Raw genomic sequence first — 18,590 nt, 5'->3', positions numbered from 1 at the left:
AGGAAGGCGAAGCAGTTGTTCGTCAGCGATTTGCTAAAAAACTGAACCCTCCTAGAACGGCCGGGTCATCTCTTCCCTGCTGACGAGCTTCAGGCTGCGATCGGGCTGGATAATATAGGTTTCGTAGACATCCTGGCCCCACTGATTGACGAAATGGTGCGGCAGCCGCGTGCCTGGGGGCGATTGCGTCAGCTTCATTCGCGGCTGGCCGCCATAGGTGATGCTACCGGGAATGGGCTGCAGGGACTGTTCGGTTGTCGTGCATGCGGCAAGCAGCGGTGCGCATAGCAAAATGGCAATAAGTGGTTTCATCGCCGTAACTTTCTAATCACTTCTTATTCAAAGAAAAACCGCCTTCGAAGAAAGACGGAAGGGCATCTGTGAGCGCGGCTGGAAGCCACTATATAAACGTAATGCCGGAGTGGTTGGCGGCAAGGTTTTTCACGCAGATGTGCTTGGATCTGCCGCCATTGGAATTCGAAGGAGCAACACATGCGAACGATCAACAGGTCGATGGTGGCGGTGGGTTTCGGTGCATTGCTGGCGGCAGGCGCCGCCATGCCTGCGGGCGCCATCACCATGCCGACACTCACGGTACCGGAACAATCCAACATCATCCAGGTCCACGGCCACAACCACAACCGTATTCGCGGCGGACACAACAACAACCATGGCTTCGACGGCTATTATGACGATGACACTGACAGCGGCGTGCTGTTCAAGTCCTTCGTGACCGGTACGCTCTTCAACAGACAGGGCACGGAAGGCTATTACGACAGCCACGCACGGGCCTGCGCCGACCGCTACCAATCCTACCGCGCATCGGACAACACCTATCAGCCGAGCCATGGGCCGAGGCGGCAATGCCGGTGAGCCAGCTGGCGGTCAGCAAATGCTGTCGCTCGTATCGTTAGCGGTCTCCAAAGAATATTCGTATGGAGCCAAGCAGCGATATCAATGAGATAGGTAGCCGGGGGCTATTCGTCTCCGTACAGAACGCTGCCGCAGGTTTTCTCCGCCCTAGGGCTATCAGGGCTGTTTTTTGATCGCCTCTATTATGGCCTCAAGTTCACCCGTCGTGATGAGATCCAGCATATGACGATCGGCCAGATCGACGAGAGCCGCGGCAACTTCACGCTCGTCCCATCCGGCCTTGACCGCGCGTTTAGCCACTTCCGCAAACGCGGAATACAGTGCGAATTTGCACCAGGAGTAGCGGTCAGGGTCGGTTTGCTCGACAGGTGGTGGCGGAATGTCAATCATACCTAAAATATTGTGATGACATCCATAAACATCAAGGGACCTGACGCGCTGAACCTTCATGTAAAGCCCGCCAATGCCAGCGGCCCTTTCCTTATTACTGCGCAGGCGCTTGCTGTGCGGGTGCTGTCGCAGGCGGCGTCGACGTTGCTGGCGGCTGCGTCGTGGTGGTCTCAGCCGGTGGAGCTGTTGTATTCATCGGGCTTGTGCGAGGCCAGAGGCTCCACGCCAGTGCGGCTAGAATAATCGCCGCCAAGATAACCAGCCATTGCGCCCAAGGAGGGCGGCGCGAGAGTGGTGTCGTTCTCAGGTCTGGGCTTGGCCCATTGGGGTCGTTGCTCATGGTAATACTCCTCCACACGATAAACCTTTGGCTGCACCAAAGGTTCCGGTGATGAAAATGTGGTGTAGTGTTTGCGGGTGTCTTGCCGTTAACGCCCAGCCAATCCCGTGAGACATGGCGGCCACAGAGCCAACGACCTCGGTGATACTCTTTTTTGACGATTTTTTCGATGGTGGCCAGTAGAGGTTGGGTTTCCTAAGGCTCGCATAATTTTCGTCTGGCAGTGTGGGAACTGCCGCAGCCCTCGCGGTGCCCAGGCGGTCAGGTCTAGTGCCCAATATGATCTGGCCGCCCACTTTCGCCTTTTCCAGTGCCGGATGTTCTGTTGCCAGGCGAATCGAACACTGTGTTCGGTGCGCTTACCAATCTTACGCAAATTCGAAACGAGGAGTTCATCCGTGGTTTGAGCCAGCCGCTCACAGCACAGTGCAAGCTGCTGCCCACAGCTTGATGGAATGGTCAGGCAGCTTTTATGTGATTTCTGGAGGTTCGCTTCTGGCCACAATGACTTTAGCCAAATCACTTATCTGGGGCTAAGTGATTGATTTTAATGGTCGGGGCGACTGGACTCGAACCAGCGACCCCTTGACCCCCAGTCAAGTGCGCTACCGGGCTGCGCTACGCCCCGACCTGCCGAAAAGGCTTGTTTCGTTTATGGTTTCAGCTTTCAGGATGCAAGTGGAAAATGCGATCGCCGGAATAAAAATGGGACAAGTCGCGCGGGAAGGCTGCTGCCATGTCCCTTCTCGCCAGGTTTCACATGACGATCGAGGGCTGAACTTTTGTGGCCTCGATCATTGACTCAGCCGCACCACGACGCCGTCTGCCCCGTCCAGCGGCGGGCCAGCCCCTCGGCCACCAACCGATCGCCGATGGACCGGCCGGCACGCATCGCGATGCGGTATACGCCGCCATGCTGATCGTCACCGCGCCCGCTGGCGGAGAGGACGAAAGTGTCGTCGTTAAGAAGGGCTTGCAGCCGCAGTTTCGCGGCGGCGGCTTTTTGCCGTTCGACGGCGCAATGCGACGGCTCGATATCAGGCACATCGATGTCCGCCAGGCGGATTTTGATCCCATTCTGCCAGAAAGTGTTGCCGTCGACGACACAGTTCATGCCGGTTTCGCCGCCGCACAGGCCGAATCGCCCTGCGCTCTCAGGCGGGGCAGCCGCGAGCGTCCGGTCCGCCGGCACGGCAACGGGAATGATTTTGGGAGGGACCGGCAGCGTTGAAGGCGCCCGTTCGGGAGCGGCGGCCGCCGTTCTTATTTTCGGCTTGGCAGTCGGCACCGGAGCATCCTGCGCCACATGCCGACCGCCGATGGAGCCGGTGTATGCCTGCAATGACGGCATTTCCCGGCGATGTTGATAGGCGAAAATGCCCCCCACGGCTGCCAGACCGACTATGCCCCATAGCCACATCGAATTGCCCGCATTGGACTGTGGCTTGCGCCGCGTGCGCCGTTTCGCTTTTGCCATGGCTTCATCCCTCGATTACGCGGGAATTATCGCCAAGATTTCTTACCGATCCGTTGGCTTTCAGGTTGCCGGTGTCGCGTCGGACTCTTGTTTCACTTCGTGGCGGCTGCCGGAGCCTTCAGCTTGACCGCCATTGTCACCTGGCCGCGCACCGTCAGCTTCGGCCCGCGGCCGTCGATATTGATGACATCGGTATTGCTGGAGAGGCCGTTGAGCTGGCAATCGTCCGCGATCGTGTCGAGCAGCGCCGTGCAGTTGCTGGCCGCAATTCGATAGAAGGATTTGATCGCATCCCGCTGCTGTTGTTCATCGTTGCCATCGGCGATCGGGATGGAAAGCGATATCCCGGATTGCACAGAAATATAGCCTTCGGGAAGCTGGTGGGGATTGCGCAACGGCAGTGCCGAGAGAGACTGTGAAAAGGTCGGCGCCGCCGCGCCGAGCAAGAGCAGTGCGGCCCATATCATCTGTTTGTTCATCGAGAGGTCTCCGTATCCGCGGCCTCTTATGCCAGGCTCCGATGAAGGCTTGGTGATCGGGTAACTTAAAATTGTAGTGTCGTGAAGATTGTGGCGTGAATTCCTGGGAAGCAGCAATGCTTCAAGATTAAAGGCCGCACCTACAAAACCTTCCTTGCCAAGCTCCGGTGCGAAGCGCATAGTCACTTTATGTTTCGTCGGTTTAAATGCGGGCACCGGCGAGCCTGTTTGCGTCTGCCCGACGGACGAGGCGGCGCCTATGTTGGAAACCTCCATCCATCCACAGGATTTACCCTTGTTTTCAGACGATTTGGATCGTTTGGAAAAGGTGTTGGATGCTGTGTGCGAGGATCGGGGCATCAATTTCCGCAGCCCTGAAGCGGAGCGTCTCGGCGCGCTGATTATCCAGCTCTATCGCCAGGGCGTGAAGGAAGACGCGAAGCTTCTCGCGCTGGCGAGAGCCTATCTCTGACGCGTTTCGCCGTCAGCCCTCTAATCGATTTAGGCCGATTTCACATAGCAGCAATGATGCATTGTGACTGTTCGAACTCATTTCGCTGCCTTATATTTGCTGCATCGCACAAACAGAGTCGATTGCTCGATTTGCTTACCCCTGCGGGTTGATGTGCGGCCGTGGCCCACCAAACAAAATCAACAACGGCGGGCGCGGATAATTTGAAAGGTCCAAGATGAATTTCAAAGTTCCGAGCCGGCTTCGCCGTTTGCTCGTTGATTCCGTCGAGTTCCCACAGCTCAAATTCCCCATGACGCGGCCGCAATCGCAGCCGGCCCGCCGGCGCGTATCCACGCAACTGGTACCGCAGCGTCTGACGGAGGTCTTGTGGTTCGGCCGCAATCCTGGCGACCTGCGCATGCTGGAATACGTGCCGCCGGGTGTCGAAGGCCCGATGCCTCTGGTTGTCGTCCTGCACGGCTGTCACCAGAATGCCGAGGATTTCGATCGCGCCAGCGGTTGGACTGCCTTGGCGCGCCAACATGGCTTCGCCGTGCTCTACGCCGTGCAGAAGCGCTCCAACAACGCCAATCTCTGTTTCAATTGGTTCCGCCCCAGCCTGGTGACGCGTGACCGCGGTGAACTGGGTTCGATCCGCGAGATGATCGATTTCAGCCGCCAGCTACACAAAATCGACAATAGCAAGATCTTCGTCATGGGCCTGTCGGCCGGCGGCGCCATGGCTTCTGCTCTGCTTGCCACCTATCCGGAGCTGTTTGCAGCCGGTGCCGTCATCGGTGGCCTGCCTTTCGGCGCCGCCCGCGATGCCATGGCCGCCCTGGATGTGATGAAGAGAGCCGCCGTGCGTCCGGCCGAAAAATGGGCGGAACTCGTCCGCGAAGTGTCGCCGGATGCCGCCCGTTTCCCGGCAATCTCCGTCTGGCACGGGACCGATGACGACCTCGTGTCGTTTGGCAATGCCGAAGCGTCGGTGGCGCAGTGGCTGGCCGTACACGAGCGTCCGCAGACCAAGGGTCGGTTGCGCCTATTCGAAGGCGGAGAGCGTCGCGAATGGCGTAACGACTACGGCGACAAAGTGCTGGAATTGGTGACCCTAAACGACTTCGGCCACGGCTTGCCGATCGGTCCTGTCGTCGAAGGCAGGGAGCCGGCCAACGATACCGAACGCTTCATTTTGCCCGCCGCAATCTCTGCGCCGGCGGAATTGGTTCGGAGCTGGGGATTGGCTAAAATCTAACGCTGAGACCTTCAGGCTAGATCGGTTTGGGCAAAATCCTGGCTTTCAATGCAGGGGATTTCAATCGTCGTTGGTGGCGTTCAGGTTTTCCGGTCGGATGCCGCCGTCTTCGGCCCAATGCTTGAAGCGGATGCCGGCGCCGCCGGCTTCGTCGCTTCCGCTGGCAATGAACGATATGCCAAGGGATTCCAAAACGGAGCGAACTGCAACAAGCGCTTTCGCTTCCACCGAACTGACGTCCGTTTCCAGCGCTTCAATGGTTGTTACGGGCAGCTTGCTCTCAGTGGCAAGCGTTTCTGTTGTCAGTCCGAGCATGGCGCGTGCGCCACGTAATTGCGCTGATGTAATCATGACTTAAATTTAGCGCATAAACCTGAAAATCGGAACCGATTTTCGGATAGGGATCATGTGCGAACTTAAAATGGTGCTGCATTCTTCCCTTATCCCTTAGGAGGCGCTGCGCAGGACCATTTTTTCCGGTGCTCTCAGGATGTTAGGAGCGCGATAGCCAAGCAATTCGAAGTAGATTTCCTCGGTCGCATCGGCCATGCCAACGAGCGTATAGCCGTCCTTGCGCCGCCGCGCCTCGGCGGTGAAGCTTCGCAGCAATTTGGGGTCGGCAAAGCGCATCATCGCTGCGGCCAGTTCCGACGAATCGTCACTGTTGGCGACGATAAAGCCGTTCTTGCCGGGCTCGATCACCGTGCGCGCGCCGCCGACATCGGTCAGAAGCAGCGGCTTGCCGCCGGCAGCAGCTTCCAGCATGACATAGGACATGGCCTCGTAGCGGCTCGGCATGACGACGACGTCGAAGGCGTCGACCGCGGTGGCGCCGGGAATAACGCCATCGAGGTGGGCGCGGTCTTCGAGCCCGGCGGCCTTGATCATGTCGCTGACGGTCTCGGCCAGTTCGCCGACCCCGATCATCAGCAGGTGCGCTTGTGGCAGCTGCTTCGCTACGAGGGCAAAAGCTTCAACGAGCCGCTCCGGTGCCTTTTGCGGGGTCAGCCGGCCGACAAAACCGAAAAGCAGCGCGTCCTGCGGTATTCCGTAGCGCGCACGAATGGCGGCGCGCTGACCGGATGGCGGCGCGCTGACGCCGTTGACGACGATACGGAGCCGAGCCTCCGGAATGCCGAGCAACAGCGCGTGATTATATTCATCGCGGGACACGCAGATCAGGCGGTCGGACAGCCAGGTGCCAAGCAGTCTCTCGATGCCGCCATAGATCATCCGACCTTTGGAACCGAGCGTCGGATCCATGGTGCGGAAAGCGTGCGGCGTATAAATCACGGGGATATGCGGGCCTGGCAATCTCAGCCGCGTCAGCGCTCCCGCCTTGGAACTGTGGCCGTGAATTAGATGGAACGGCCCGTGCCGGGCAACGATCTTGCGAATTTGCCACCAGGCGGTGATATCCCATGGCCCGGGCGCGCGCCGCATGGCGAGAGGGAGGACACTGTCGAGGCCCATGCCCTCCAACTCTGCTACGAAAGCCGCTTCGGCACGCACCGGAGAATAGATTGCCGTCACCGAATGGCCGCGGCGCTGCATGGCACGGCAGAGATCGAGGAAATGACGCCCGGAACCGCCGCCGCTTGGTTCGAGAACTTGCAGCAGCGACAGGCGTTTGATGCCGACATTCATATTCACGGTGCGGCTCCCCTTCGGGTCAAGCTACGCTGATACTGTTGCTCGAGTGCGCCGCAGCCCCAGACGATGCCGATCAGCATGTAGAGATGGCGCCAATGGTCGGTGTCGATGACGTTGCCGATGCCGACATGGCCGAGAATGACGATCCAGGCGATCATCAGGTAAGGCTGCCAGGGCCGCTCCTTCAAAAGGTTGCGGAAGCCGATATAGACCGTCCAGCAGATCATGCTGACCCAGCAGAAGAAGCCGAGCCAGCCATAAGTGGTCAGCGTTTTCAGCCAGATATTGTGCTCGTCCTCGCGAAAGAGGGTGGAGAAGACGAGCGGGCCGATGCCGAGCGGCCGTTCCATCGACAGCATGAAGCCGATGCGATGACGTTCGAAACGGCCGAGATGACCGCCATCATAGTCCTGCACGAGTTGTGTGCGCGTCGAGAACAGGTCGCTCACCTGATGGAACTGCAGCGCGACGACCAGGAGGACGACCATGAGGATGATCGCCGTCAGCGACATGACCAGAATGCGCAGCCGGAAAGCATTGCTGCGGTGTTTCAGCAGCATGCAGAAGATCAGCATCACCGAGGCGAAGGAGAACAATCCCCAGGCGGCGCGCGAGAAGGAGAGGAAGATGCCGAAGGCCAGAACGAACAGGCCGATCCCTTTGATCGGCGCCTTCTTCAAGTCACCGATCAGGATGCCGTGCATCAGGTAGATGGTCGGTGTCACCAGGTAGGGACCAAAGACGTTGGGGTCTTGGAACGCCCCCATGGCGCGATCGTACCGGGTGAAGATTTCGGCGCCCGAAAAGGCGTGGAAGTAGCCGAGAATGCCAAGGCTCGCCGTGATCAGCGCGGCGATCACCCAGGTATTGAAGATCAGCTTCAAGCGCTTTTCGCTGTCTTCGATGATCGCGGCATAGAAGACCGAACTCAGCGCCAGGAAGGTGGAGACGGCGACATAGATCGGCCCGTCGAGATGAGCGTTTGCGCCGAGATCGCGCATCTGCGTCAGCGACAGCATGCCGCCGACGTTGAACGTCAGGAACAGCGCCAGGAGCGGCGCGACATTGCGCGAGATTTTCAACCCGAGGATGAACCAGACGCCAATGAGAAAGGCGACCCACAGCTCATAGGGCGCCGGTTCGGCAATGACGAAGCCCGACAGAAAGACCCCGAAGGCGACGCAAGCGGTGCCGATCAGCCGCATCGCTGCGAGCTGCGGCCGGTCGACGCGCCGATAGGAGAGATCGATCGCGGTCAATAGGCGTTTTCCGTGTTGAGAAGACGGAAGGGCGTCAGAAAAAGGATCTTCAGATCGAAGAACAGCGACCAGTTCTCGATGTAGTAGAGATCGTAAGCCGTGCGGAACTTGATCTTGTCGTCGCTGTCGATCTCGCCGCGCCAGCCATTGATCTGCGCCCAGCCGGTGACGCCGGGTTTGACGCGATGACGGGCGAAATAGCCTTCGACCACGTCGGCGTAAACGCGATTGTGGCTTGCCGCCAACACGGCATGCGGGCGCGGGCCGACGAGCGAGAGGCTGCCGAGCAGCACGTTGAACAGCTGCGGCAATTCGTCGATCGAGGTCTTGCGGATGAAACGTCCGACCGGCGTAACACGCGGATCGTTCTTCGTTACCGCATTGCGGGCCGTCGGGTCGCTCATGTTGGTGTACATGGAGCGGAATTTGAAGACTTTGATGATCTCGTTGTTGAAGCCGTGGCGCTTCTGCATGAAGAAGATCGGCCCCTTGGACGTCGTCTTCACGGCGATCGCCGCGCCGAGCATGATCGGCCAGAGCAGGCAAAGCGCGAGCAGGCTGAAGAAGACATCGAAAACGCGCTTGGCGACGCCATCCCAATCGCGGATCGGCTTGTTGAAGATGTCGAGCATCGGCACCGCGCCGACATGCGAATAGGCGCGGGGGCGGAAGCGCAACTTGTTGGCATGCGCCGCCAGGCGGATATCGACGGGTAGCACCCAAAGCTTTCGAAGGAGCTGCAGAATGCGGTCCTCGGCGCTGATGGGCAGCGCGATGATCAGCATATCGACGCGCGTCAGCCGGGCGAATTCGACCAGCTCGGCGACGGTGCCGAGTTTCGGGTAGCCGGCGACCATCACGGGCGAGCGCTTTTCGCCGCGGTCGTCGAAGATCCCGCAGATGCGGATGTCGTTGTCGGGCTGATGTTCGAGCGCGCGGATCAGTTCCTTGGCCGGTTCACCACCACCGACGATGACGGCGCGTCTTTCCATCACGCCATTGCGCGCCCAGTTGCGGATGCCGTAGGCAAACACGCCGCGGGCGACGGCGAGGAAGATTGCGCCGACGGCGAACCAGATCCCCAGGACACGGATCGAATAGATATGGTCGAGATTGAATGGAAATAGGGCGAGGGCCATCACAGCAAATGCGGCCACCCATGACGCCAGGATGCGGTGCGGGAAACGGTGTGGCGCGCGCAGTATCGGGATCTGGTAGGCGTCAGCCACTTGCAGGAGGACGATGGCGAGACCGGAGAGCGCGATCGTCACGGCCGCTTCCGTCAGGAAGGGATGGGCGCCGGGCGTGGTCTGGAAGAAAAGAACCGCAAGCCCGACAGCGAGCAGCGACAGGAATTCGAAAAGCCGGTATTGCCCGAGGATGATTGCCGGCGTCTGATTGTCCTCACGGAATTGTTCGGCGATCTGACGGGCGTAAGCGTTGATGTCGCCGGCCTGATGATCGTCGCTTTGTTCCTCAGCGCTGCGGGTGCGTATTTCCGAAACCTGCTTGCGAATATTGTCCAAGTTAAATTGCTCGGACTTCTCAATATGGCTCATGGCAATTCATCCGGTCGTTACCGGACATGGCCTAGCAGATATGAGCTAAAAAACGCTTACAACACTTGTTTGTATTCTAATGTTCGTCGCTGTATTCAAGTATATCGTAATATAACTCTATAGTATCTCTGGCCATTACCGCGGCCGAAAATGTCGATCGGATTGTCTCGCTGTCGGGCATGGTCTGTTGGCGCCAAGTCGGCTCGGTAATCGCGACTGCCATGATGCGCGCAAGGTCGTCGGCATTGCCTGCCTCGGCAAGGGCAGGGCTATGTTCGCCAAGCGCTTCGGCGATCCCTCCGACACGCGAAGCGATCACCGTCTTTTCGGCGGCCAGGGCTTCGAGCACAATGTAGGGCATAGCCTCGGCGCGCGAGGGGACGACGACATTCTGCGACATGGCAAAGGCTTCATGCACGCGCATGGCCGGAAGCATGCCTATTCGGTGGCCAAGGCCCCGCTGGATCATCATCGTGCGGTATTTGTCTTTGTCCGGCCCATCGCCGATCATGAGCGCAGACAGAGGCCGGCCGACCCGCCGTTCGGTCTTGGCGAAGGCGTCCACAAACAGATCGGGACCTTTTAGGTCCCGCAGCATGCCGATGTAGACGAAGTGCACCGAGTCCGATCGTGTGGGTACGCTCCGGAAATCGCGCTCGCTGATGCCGTTATAGATCATCGCAGTGCGCGTCCGCGGCTTGCCGATCTTGCTCTCGTAAGTTCGGCGCTCGAATTCACAGATGAAGATTAGCCCGTCGGTGAAAAATTCCAACAGCCGTTCCAGGCTGTGGACCAGCAGGCCCTGTGGCGAGGCGCGCGAGAAATGCAGGCTGCCGCCATGCGCGGTATAGAGGCGGGCTACGCGATACCTGTTCACCCGCAGGGCTGAGCCGAGGATGCGCGCAAGCAGGCCGCCCTTGGCGCCGTGCCCATGCAGCACATCCGGCCGCAAACTTTTGACTTTCTTATAGCTGCTCCAAAGCGTCGTGGCGTCGGACAGGCTAATCTGACGCCTGATCGGCAGGCGCGTTACGCCGAGCGAGAGGAAAGGCCTGACGTCGTCGAACAGCCGGTCCTCATGCTCCCCACCGGTGAGGCTATCGCAGAGAATACCGACCTCATGTCCTGCTTTGCTCTGTTCCTCCGCCAGATCGCGGACATGCCGGAATATCCCGCCGACCGGAGACCTGAAGCAATGAAGGATGCGGAGCGGTTTTGCCATGGTCGGGAACGGTCAGAATAGCCGTTCGCGGACATAGATCGTATCGCCCGCCAGGACTGGATCGGAGATGCCGACCCGCCCGGTCATGACATGACCATTGATCTTGCGCGTAACGTCGGCATTGGATTGGTTCGCGCGACTGCTGAAGCCGCCGGCAACGGCGATGGCGTTCTGTATCGTCATACCGGGCACGTAAGAATACTGACCTGGCTGGCCGACTTCGCCCATGATGTAGACCGAGCGGTAGCGATCGATGTCGATGGTAACGTCCGGATCGCGGATATAGCCTTGGCGAAGTTTCTGCGCGATCTGGCCGGAGAGCTGCTGCAGCGTGCGGCCGCGGGCAGGGACCTGGCCGATCAGCGGGAAGGCGATGTAACCGGCCTGATCGATCGTATAGGTATTCGTCAAACCTTCCTGGTCGAAGACCGTGATGCGCAGGTGGTCGCCGCTGTCCAACGTATAGGGCTGGATGGTTGCTTCACTGAAGGCTCTCGGCGCCGGCTGATAGGTGTTGCAGCCGCTGAGCGCGGCGCTCACGGCAGCCATGCCGAGTGCCAGGACAATCTTTGGCTTTGCGAAGGGCATTTCGCGCTCACAGGACAGGAAAATCATTGACGTCGTTATCGATCCGTTAGGGTTAACGGCCGGTAAAGACCAAAGAAAATTCTATAGTCTTTATTAGATTGTTCGAAAGCAAAACGTAGAAATTACTATTAACGCTTGGGTTACCATAGTCGTTTACGCTTAATTTTGGCTTTATATTACGGAGTTCTTGTATATGCCCGGCGTCAACAATGGCCAGCAGGATGTCGATATCGACCTCGCACAGCTTTTTCGCGCCGTCTGGCAGCGCCGGCTGCGCGTCATCGCCATCACGCTCGTGGGTGCTTGTCTGGCATTTGCCGTCGCCAAGGTCGTCTCACCCGAATATCGAAGTGAAACGCGCATCCTGATCGAGCAGCGCGCGCCCGCTTTCGCGACAACGACGCAGAACAACGATGCCAGCTCCGGTCCGCTGCTCGATGAACTCAACATCGCAAGCCAAGTGCAGATCCTGCAATCGGCCGATCTCATCAAGCAGGTGATTACCAACCTAAAGCTTTACGAGCGTCCGGAATTTGCCGCCGCTAGCAAGAGCTCAGCCCTTTCCGACATTCTCGTCATGCTGCATCTGAAAAAGAGCTCGCTCGACAAGGCGCCGGAAGAGCGGATGCTCGACGCCTTCACAAATCAGCTTCAGGTCTACCAGATCAACAGCTCGCGCGTCATCGGCATCAGCTTCACGTCCCGCGATCCGGATTTGGCGGCAAGCGTCCCGAACGCTATGGCTCAGGTCTATCTGTCGATGCAAAGCGGCGCCAAGCTCGATTCCAACACCGAGGCTACGCGCTGGCTGGAGCCTGAGATCGCCAATCTGCGCGAGAAGGTGAACGAGGCCGAGAAGAAGGTTGCGGACTATCGCTCCGCCAACGGTCTCCTGCAGACCAGCGACAATAATACCTTCGCCACACAGCAGCTTGCCGATATTTCCGGTCAACTGGCGCAGGTGCGTGGCGAGAGGGCTAACGCAGAGGCACGGGCTGAGGCCGTGCGCAACGCGCTCGCCACCGGCCGCTCCACCGATACGCTCGCTGACGTTTCGGGCTCGCAGACCATTCAGCGGCTGAAGGCGACGGAGTCCAATCTGGAATCGCAGATCTCGGATCTTTCGACGACACTGATGGATGGTCATCCCAAGCTGAAGAGCTTGCGCGCTCAGCTCGCCGATATCCGTCAGCAGGTCGACCGTGAAACAAAGAAGATCCTTGCCAGCATCGAGAATGAAGCCAAGGTGGCACAATTGCGCGAGCAGCAGCTCGTGGCACAGTCAAACACGCTGAAGGCCGATAGCGCCCGGGCGGGGGAGGATGCAGTCGGCCTCAATGCCCTGGAACGCGAAGCGGCCGCTGAACGTCAATTGCTGGAAACTTATCTCGCCCGCTACCGCGAAGCCGCGTCCCGCATCGATAAGAATTCGAGCCCGGCGGATGCCCGCGTAGTCTCCAAGGCTGTCGAACCGGTCGATCCCTATTTCCCGAAGATCGGGCCGATCGTCGTCGTCGCCACGCTTGCGACCTTTATTCTGACCTCCATCGTCATCATGCTTGCCGAACTCTTCAGTGGCCGCGCCTTGCGTCCGGTCGGCCCGGTCGAGCGTGAAACTCCGGTCCGAAGGGAAACGCCTGCTCATTCGGAGACTGTGATCGAAGCTGTCCCTGCGAAAGTCGCCGCCACGCCGCGCCAAGGCGAAGTGCCGGCGAGCATGCTCTCCGTCGTCGCCGATGAGACGTTGGCGCACGAAATGGAGGGAGTAATCGATCTTGGCCATCGGCCAGACGAGGCTGTCGAGGCGGCGGAAGACGAAGAGGATTTTTCCATCCAATCTGTCGCCGATTATCTGATCGAACGCGACTCCCGTCTTGCCATCGCCATATCACCGACCGGAGACAATGGTTCCACGGCGACCGTGATGCTGGCTCGCACTGTCGCCGACGCAGGACGCCGCATCGTCCTGGTCGATATGACCGGAACCGGCTGCCCGTCGCGGCTGATGGCTGAAACCGCCGGTCTTTCCGGAGTGACCGATCTGCTCTGCGGCGAGGCTGCCTTTGCGGATACCATTCATCCCGACCGTCTTTCCGATGCCCACCTCGTGCCGCAAGGCACCAGTGACGTCGCCCGCGCCATGCGCGGCGCCGACCGCCTGTCGCTGATCCTCGATGCGCTCGGCTCGGCCTATGATATCGTCCTGGTCGAATGCGGCGCAGCCGACGTCTCAGGCGTGGCCAGACTGACGCGCAGCAAGGATACGGAAATCATCCTCTCCATGCCGGAGCCGGACGAGAACCAGTTCATTACGGCAATGACGGAATTCCAGAAGGCCGGCTATGAGCACATCATCCTGATGTCCGGCTGGCGCGAGGAGCAGGGCCCCGACGCTCGTCAGCACGCGGCCTGATCAATCCTTCTCGGCCTCTTCCGCCGAGGCATCGCTGCCACCTTGCCGCGCCCGCAGCCGCTGAATGAAACCGTAGAGCCGGGGATTGGCTTTGATGGCCGTTTTGGCGCGCGTTACCCCGCGCTGGGCGAAGGCCGCCATATGGCCGATCCGCGAAATCGGCAGGATCAGGTCGTGCTGCGTCGTTTCCATCGGGCACCAGGAGCGCTTGTAGCCCTGGTCGCCAATGCCGAAATCGAAGAGGGCAACACCCTCGCGGTGGAGCCGCTCGATCATCAGCCAGAACAGCAGTTCGCCCGGACTGGCCTCGGGAACCAGTGCCTCGTCGATCGAGGCAAACTGGCAGATGACGTGATCGCTCTTGCGCGACAGAGCGGCGACTGCGGGAATATGCCCCTCATGCTCGCCCTTCAGCCGCAAGGCGTGCATCTCCAGCGCGGCATAGGACTGCCCGTCATCTCGAAGCGCCAGCAACCGGTGCAGCGCCGTTTGGGTGGGCGCATCGTGAAATACATCCGGCAGGCCAGCCGTTTCGAAGCGAACCGCTTTCTGCCGGAAGAACAGATCGAGTAGCGTGTCCCGCTGATCAGGCGCGGCGATCACGTACTCATAACCGCCCTTCTCGTTGAGAATGCGAGTCTGATGTTTGAATTTCTTGCGCCGCCGCTTGGCATTCACCTGCTTCAGCGTCGCCTCGAAGGTACCGAGGAAGGGTAATTGAAAGGCATGGTTCTGGTTCTCGACGGCGGGCATAGAGGCGAGGGGGCTTTCGCGGCCGCGCCAGTCCAGCGGCACGTTGCGCAAAACCATCAGATCGGCCTTGCCCCGCAATGCCTGCGCGATCTCTGCCTGCTGTGATGCCGAAAGGACATTGTCCGCTGTTTCCAGATATTCGGCGGAGAACAGGCCGGTATTGATGTTGCTATGACGCGTGCCGATGAATTCAGCGCGCCGGACACCCTGCGTGCGGATGATTTCAAGCGGCAGGATAAAGGCGGTGCGGCCATTGAAGGAGCCGTGGACGATGGCTAGCGGATGCCGAAAGGTTTCCGTCCAGGCGGTGCACCAGTCGTAGCTCTGATGAAGGGAGGCAAGATCGTCCTGCTCCAGCGCCCGCCATTCGGCCTCCAGCGGAGCCATGCTGTCGAAGATTTCGACGCGGATGCCGGCACCCGCCACGGACCGCGCGGAGGCAGTAGATGCTGTGTCTCTATGCGTCGCAGCCGCAACGGCCATGCCTGCAACGTCGAGCTTCTGTGTTTGCACCTTTTGCGCCTGCATTTGCGCGTCTCCGATCAGACAGCATTCGCATGCAGTCTTCGCGGCAGGCGGCTTATATTTGGTTTAAGGCGAAGTGGCCCGGCAGATTTCCCGTTGATCACGGTTATCTCTACGTAAATCCGAAATCACTTGAATATGACGGCCTCTATTGCGGACGAGGCCCGGCCATCCACTTGATGATCCCCATAGCCGGCAGTACCCAGATAAGGCCGCTGAAGAGGAAATAGAGGAAATGCACCCAGCTCGGCTGGTCGCCCAGCGTGCGCACCGCCACGATCATCGCCACGATCGCATAGATGACGACCAGCAGCACGAGCAGGATCATGCCAATGAATTTGCGCAGGCGAAGGGGCAAGGGTGGTCTCTCCTCTCTCGGCGGCATGCCGCGACGGCATGCCGCAAAGTCTCGGGACTTGTTTTGCACGCCCCTATCGGGCAAATCAACAGCCGGATTGAAGGGAGATCCCATGGTTGTCGCTAATTTCACGCAGGAACAGGCCGTTTTGAACGAAGTGGCCCGCCAGGACCGCAATCGCCGCGCCATCCGCATCTGGCTTGCCTGCGTGCTTTTGGCACTTTTTGGTCTGGTGCTGGTCGGGGGAGCGACGCGTCTGACCAATTCCGGCCTGTCGATCACCGAATGGCAGCCGATCCATGGTGCCATCCCGCCGCTCAATGCACAGGAATGGCAAGAGGAGTTTGATCTTTACAAACGCATCCCACAGTTCCAGCAGCTGAACCAGGACATGACGGTCGATGAGTTCAAGGGCATCTTCTGGTGGGAGTGGGCGCATAGGTTGCTTGCCCGCGCCATGGGTGTCATTTTCGGCCTGCCCTTGCTGTTCTTCGTCCTGACCGGCCGCGTCGAGCGCAAGCTATGGCTGCCGCTCGGCGGCATCTTCGTTCTCGGCGGCCTACAGGGCGCGATCGGCTGGTGGATGGTGTCATCCGGCCTCGAAGCGCGCACCGACGTCAGCCAGTATCGTCTCGCCACTCACCTCGTTACCGCTTGTCTGATCTTTGCCGCCTGCATGTGGTTCATGCGCGCGCTGGCGCCGCATTCCAACGACCCGGCGCCGACGCGTTATTCGGCAAAGCTTGCTGGCCTCATCGCCTTCATGGCGCTGTTCCAGATCTATCTCGGCGCACTGGTTGCCGGCCTCGACGCCGGCCTCTCCTACAATACCTGGCCGCTGATGGACGGTGCTGTGGTGCCAGGAGGGCTGTTTGCGCAATCGCCGGCCTGGATCAACTTCTTCGAAAACCCGAAGATGGTGCAATATGTCCACCGCCTCGGCGCCTATGCGCTCTTCACCGTGGTTGCGATCAACATGATCATCTCGTTGCGCGCAGCCGCGCAGACGACGCATGCCCGCCGCTCGGTGGTATTGTTCGTGCTGGTGCTGATCCAGGCGATCCTGGGCATTTCGACGCTGCTCTTGCAGGTGCCGCTGCATCTGGCGCTGACTCATCAAGCCGGCGCCCTCATCGTCTTCGGCTTTGCCATCGCCAACTGGCGCGGTTTCTATGGCGAATATCCGCACCAGACGGTCATTGCTGTGAGGGATTGAGGCGGATGATTGCCTCGCCCTCCTGTTTCGCAAAACTCAGCGCGACGCGACATTGCTGTTGCTGGGCGCCGACGACAGACGTGCCACCACCTGTATGCGCTTGATTTCGCCGCGCTTGAAAGCGGCTAGGAAGCGGCGGTAATCCTTAAAGACCACGCAGCCATTCGATTCGGCACGGCCTCCTCTGAGCATGTAGGTGTGAGCCAGCAACCCGTCGCGGCCATAGACGCGGGCGCCGTTTGCAGGTGTCAGGCGGAGCGCCTGCACGCCATGGAACAGGCTTTCCCTATATGTCAGGTTATAAGTTTCAGGCGGCGTCGGGCCGGTGTTTTTGCGGTCGACATAGCGGGGATTGTCACGCATGTAGCCAAGGCCGGAATGCGCCTCGAGGCGTTCGCCGCTCGGCAAGTAGACGGTTCCGGCCGAGATATCGTAGATGGCGGTTCCGCCCCGCGGGCTAAGGGCCGCGAACGGATTGAGGAACTGCCGCGACCGCTTGACCTCTTCGTCCGGCTTGGCATAGGCCAGCACGGGCGCAGGCGACGTGTCAGCAGCGTCCGGCGTGCTTGCGCTGTCCGAGCCGGCGGCCCTTGCGACGACATGGGCCGGACGTGGCAGCGGCACGACGGTAGGTAGTTCCTCCGCAGATGACGCGTCTTCTGCTTCTGCAAGAGCGATGGTTTCTGCGTCCGGCGACGCGGCGCTATCCATGGCGGGCGTCTGGCCCGGACGCGGCATCGGGATGATGTCGAAAGGCTGCTGCGACGCGGGATCGATGGAAGCGGCCGTCGCGAGGCTCTCCGCAACCGCGCGGTCGATCGTTCCGGCCGGTGGAGCGGCCGACGCCATCTCGATGGGCGTTGCATCGCTTGCGGATGCTGGGACCGGCAGACTGTCCTTGCCCGGATGATCCATGGCGGCCGTATTTGGCCCTGTGGCTTGAGTGGCGGGTTTGCTCACTGCAATCTCCGCCGGCTGCGGTATGGAATTGGCGGGGGTCGTGATCGAGACTGCCGTGCCAGAGATATTGCTCTGGGCGTCGTTCTTGGCAACGGCTGAAGCGGTCTGAGCCCGCGCGAGATCCGAGGCCTGTTGCGACAGTGCGCTCGCCAATTGCTGCTTGACCAGCGCACGCGCCAGGATCGTTTTGGAACGTGCGATGGCCTCTCGCTTGTCCGCATCGGGGGACGTACCGCTTGCCCGTATTCTCCCGCCCATGGGCACGGTCTGACTTGCAAGGCGCGCCGGATGCAGGATACGCCCCTGCGGCACGATGAAGGCAGACGCTCTCGGCGTCAGCAAATCCGCTGATGATATATCTGAGCGGGGGAGGGACAGGACCATCGATTGCGTGGTGATCAGCGTCGCTGCCACCCATGCGAACATCGCCACTGCGACGCCGGTGATGACGGTACCGGTACTGATCCCTAGAGATTTTTTCCGGCGCGAAGAATATCCGGAACGGGAATTGATGTTACCGAAAGTCTCGGTCGCAAACGCCATGATACTCGTTATCCAACTATATACGCACCCCACCGGCTCACAAAAGCGCCTACGCCGGGACGCAGAACTGCGTCCGGCCGTCACTTTGCCGGCTGTCGGAAAGCATGCCGAATTATGGTAACCAATTCCTTTACGCCGACCCGATCTTGGAATTGGTATTGTGATGACCGCGAATATTGCGGCGGGGAAAGCCGAAACAGGCGATAAGGGCTGATTTGTGACAAAAATTTAATATTAGCTAATAAAGGTTCATAAAATACATATGAAAGC

At 59.7% G+C, this 18,590-nt stretch carries 18 protein-coding genes and 1 tRNA gene; 5 read left to right on the top strand and 14 right to left on the bottom strand.

All coding sequences use genetic code 11. The features are described from left to right. Positions 1-51: 51 nt before the first annotated feature. Complete coding sequence (locus tag PY649_RS13200; protein ID WP_285868894.1) at positions 52-312, bottom strand: hypothetical protein; 261 nt, start codon at positions 310-312, stop codon at positions 52-54. A gap of 180 nt (positions 313-492) precedes the next feature. Here PY649_RS13200 and PY649_RS13195 point away from each other — a divergent pair, with 180 nt between their 5' ends. Continuing rightward, a complete protein-coding gene (locus PY649_RS13195) occupies positions 493-873 on the top strand; it encodes a BA14K family protein (protein ID WP_285868893.1) in 381 nt (126 codons plus the stop codon). A gap of 156 nt (positions 874-1,029) precedes the next feature. On the opposite strand, the gene PY649_RS13190 is transcribed toward PY649_RS13195, so the two are convergent. From PY649_RS13190 to PY649_RS13175, 4 genes are all read right to left on the bottom strand, one after another. Then, entirely contained in the window at positions 1,030-1,323 is a 294-nt protein-coding gene (locus PY649_RS13190; RefSeq protein WP_285868892.1) for a hypothetical protein, read from the bottom strand. 831 nt (positions 1,324-2,154) lie between these two features. After that, positions 2,155-2,231, bottom strand: a tRNA-Pro gene (locus PY649_RS13185). A gap of 174 nt (positions 2,232-2,405) precedes the next feature. Continuing rightward, on the bottom strand, positions 2,406-3,080 hold the full coding sequence (locus PY649_RS13180; protein WP_285868891.1) for a thermonuclease family protein: 675 nt from the start codon (positions 3,078-3,080) through the stop codon (positions 2,406-2,408). A 92-nt stretch (positions 3,081-3,172) separates the two neighbouring features. Beyond that, positions 3,173-3,835, bottom strand: coding sequence for a hypothetical protein (locus tag PY649_RS13175; RefSeq protein ID WP_285868890.1), 663 nt, complete (start codon positions 3,833-3,835; stop codon positions 3,173-3,175). Here PY649_RS13175 and PY649_RS13170 point away from each other — a divergent pair. Together PY649_RS13170 and PY649_RS13165 are read left to right on the top strand one after the other, a co-directional pair. Next, the gene (locus PY649_RS13170; protein ID WP_285868889.1) at positions 3,819-4,031 is read left to right on the top strand and encodes a hypothetical protein; all 213 of its coding nucleotides are present in this window, start codon (positions 3,819-3,821) and stop codon (positions 4,029-4,031) included. The genes PY649_RS13175 and PY649_RS13170 overlap by 17 nt on opposite strands. A 217-nt stretch (positions 4,032-4,248) precedes the next feature. Then, positions 4,249-5,271, top strand: coding sequence for an extracellular catalytic domain type 1 short-chain-length polyhydroxyalkanoate depolymerase (locus PY649_RS13165; RefSeq protein ID WP_285868888.1), 1,023 nt, complete (start codon positions 4,249-4,251; stop codon positions 5,269-5,271). Between the two features lie 60 nt (positions 5,272-5,331). On the opposite strand, the gene PY649_RS13160 is transcribed toward PY649_RS13165, so the two are convergent. The 6 genes from PY649_RS13160 to PY649_RS13135 all read right to left on the bottom strand — a co-directional run bounded on the left by PY649_RS13160 (position 5,332) and on the right by PY649_RS13135 (position 11,552). Continuing rightward, positions 5,332-5,622, bottom strand: a complete 291-nt coding sequence (locus tag PY649_RS13160) for a helix-turn-helix domain-containing protein (RefSeq protein ID WP_285868886.1) — start codon at positions 5,620-5,622, stop codon at positions 5,332-5,334. 96 nt (positions 5,623-5,718) lie between these two features. Further along, positions 5,719-6,918 carry a glycosyltransferase gene (locus tag PY649_RS13155; protein WP_285869063.1) on the bottom strand — a complete coding sequence of 400 codons (1,200 nt, stop codon included), beginning with the start codon at positions 6,916-6,918 and terminating at the stop codon, positions 5,719-5,721. 2 nt (positions 6,919-6,920) lie between these two features. Further along, positions 6,921-8,183, bottom strand: a complete 1,263-nt coding sequence (locus PY649_RS13150; RefSeq protein ID WP_285868885.1) for an O-antigen ligase family protein — start codon at positions 8,181-8,183, stop codon at positions 6,921-6,923. Further along, positions 8,180-9,742, bottom strand: coding sequence for an undecaprenyl-phosphate glucose phosphotransferase (locus tag PY649_RS13145; RefSeq protein WP_285868884.1), 1,563 nt, complete (start codon positions 9,740-9,742; stop codon positions 8,180-8,182). Before PY649_RS13145 ends, PY649_RS13150 begins: the two co-directional genes overlap by 4 nt. Positions 9,743-9,818: 76 nt before the next feature. Next, positions 9,819-10,964 (bottom strand): glycosyltransferase, encoded by a 1,146-nt coding sequence (locus tag PY649_RS13140; RefSeq protein WP_285868883.1) that lies wholly within the window; start codon positions 10,962-10,964, stop codon positions 9,819-9,821. A gap of 12 nt (positions 10,965-10,976) precedes the next feature. Continuing rightward, the gene (locus tag PY649_RS13135) at positions 10,977-11,552 is read right to left on the bottom strand and encodes a polysaccharide biosynthesis/export family protein (RefSeq protein WP_285868882.1); all 576 of its coding nucleotides are present in this window, start codon (positions 11,550-11,552) and stop codon (positions 10,977-10,979) included. 193 nt (positions 11,553-11,745) lie between these two features. Between PY649_RS13135 and PY649_RS13130 the strand changes: the two genes are divergently transcribed. Next, positions 11,746-13,965, top strand: a complete 2,220-nt coding sequence (locus tag PY649_RS13130; protein WP_285868880.1) for a GumC family protein — start codon at positions 11,746-11,748, stop codon at positions 13,963-13,965. On the opposite strand, the gene PY649_RS13125 is transcribed toward PY649_RS13130, so the two are convergent. Continuing rightward, entirely contained in the window at positions 13,966-15,231 is a 1,266-nt protein-coding gene (locus tag PY649_RS13125; protein WP_432761355.1) for a GNAT family N-acetyltransferase, read from the bottom strand. 160 nt (positions 15,232-15,391) lie between these two features. Next, on the bottom strand, positions 15,392-15,601 hold the full coding sequence (locus PY649_RS13120; protein WP_285868878.1) for a DUF2842 domain-containing protein: 210 nt from the start codon (positions 15,599-15,601) through the stop codon (positions 15,392-15,394). A gap of 112 nt (positions 15,602-15,713) precedes the next feature. Here PY649_RS13120 and PY649_RS13115 point away from each other — a divergent pair, with 112 nt between their 5' ends. Further along, positions 15,714-16,817 carry a COX15/CtaA family protein gene (locus PY649_RS13115; protein ID WP_285868877.1) on the top strand — a complete coding sequence of 368 codons (1,104 nt, stop codon included), beginning with the start codon at positions 15,714-15,716 and terminating at the stop codon, positions 16,815-16,817. 36 nt (positions 16,818-16,853) lie between these two features. Here PY649_RS13115 and PY649_RS13110 read toward each other — a convergent pair whose 3' ends face one another. Next, positions 16,854-18,320, bottom strand: a complete 1,467-nt coding sequence (locus PY649_RS13110; RefSeq protein WP_285868876.1) for a tlde1 domain-containing protein — start codon at positions 18,318-18,320, stop codon at positions 16,854-16,856. Between the last annotated feature and the right edge of the window lie 270 nt (positions 18,321-18,590).

This window comes from Rhizobium mayense (genome assembly GCF_030272705.1).
Classification (GTDB): Bacteria; Pseudomonadota; Alphaproteobacteria; order Rhizobiales; family Rhizobiaceae; genus Rhizobium; species Rhizobium mayense.
Note: the sequence above shows the minus strand (reverse complement) of the source record. Positions and strands in the feature narration are given on the sequence as shown.

Bases quoted from the DNA above. Each gene is read 5' to 3' on its own strand.
- PY649_RS13200 (WP_285868894.1), bottom strand. From the start codon at position 312: ATGAAACCACTTATTGCCATTTTGCTATGCGCACCGCTGCTTGCCGCA.
- PY649_RS13195 (WP_285868893.1), top strand. From the start codon at position 493: ATGCGAACGATCAACAGGTCGATGGTGGCGGTGGGTTTCGGTGCATTG.
- PY649_RS13190 (WP_285868892.1), bottom strand. From the start codon at position 1,323: ATGAAGGTTCAGCGCGTCAGGTCCCTTGATGTTTATGGATGTCATCAC.
- PY649_RS13180 (WP_285868891.1), bottom strand. From the start codon at position 3,080: ATGGCAAAAGCGAAACGGCGCACGCGGCGCAAGCCACAGTCCAATGCG.
- PY649_RS13170 (WP_285868889.1), top strand. From the start codon at position 3,819: ATGTTGGAAACCTCCATCCATCCACAGGATTTACCCTTGTTTTCAGAC.
- PY649_RS13175 (WP_285868890.1), bottom strand. From the start codon at position 3,835: ATGGAGGTTTCCAACATAGGCGCCGCCTCGTCCGTCGGGCAGACGCAA.
- PY649_RS13165 (WP_285868888.1), top strand. From the start codon at position 4,249: ATGAATTTCAAAGTTCCGAGCCGGCTTCGCCGTTTGCTCGTTGATTCC.
- PY649_RS13160 (WP_285868886.1), bottom strand. From the start codon at position 5,622: ATGATTACATCAGCGCAATTACGTGGCGCACGCGCCATGCTCGGACTG.
- PY649_RS13155 (WP_285869063.1), bottom strand. From the start codon at position 6,918: ATGAATGTCGGCATCAAACGCCTGTCGCTGCTGCAAGTTCTCGAACCA.
- PY649_RS13145 (WP_285868884.1), bottom strand. From the start codon at position 9,742: ATGAGCCATATTGAGAAGTCCGAGCAATTTAACTTGGACAATATTCGC.
- PY649_RS13140 (WP_285868883.1), bottom strand. From the start codon at position 10,964: ATGGCAAAACCGCTCCGCATCCTTCATTGCTTCAGGTCTCCGGTCGGC.
- PY649_RS13135 (WP_285868882.1), bottom strand. From the start codon at position 11,552: ATGCCCTTCGCAAAGCCAAAGATTGTCCTGGCACTCGGCATGGCTGCC.
- PY649_RS13130 (WP_285868880.1), top strand. From the start codon at position 11,746: ATGCCCGGCGTCAACAATGGCCAGCAGGATGTCGATATCGACCTCGCA.
- PY649_RS13115 (WP_285868877.1), top strand. From the start codon at position 15,714: ATGGTTGTCGCTAATTTCACGCAGGAACAGGCCGTTTTGAACGAAGTG.
- PY649_RS13110 (WP_285868876.1), bottom strand. From the start codon at position 18,320: ATGGCGTTTGCGACCGAGACTTTCGGTAACATCAATTCCCGTTCCGGA.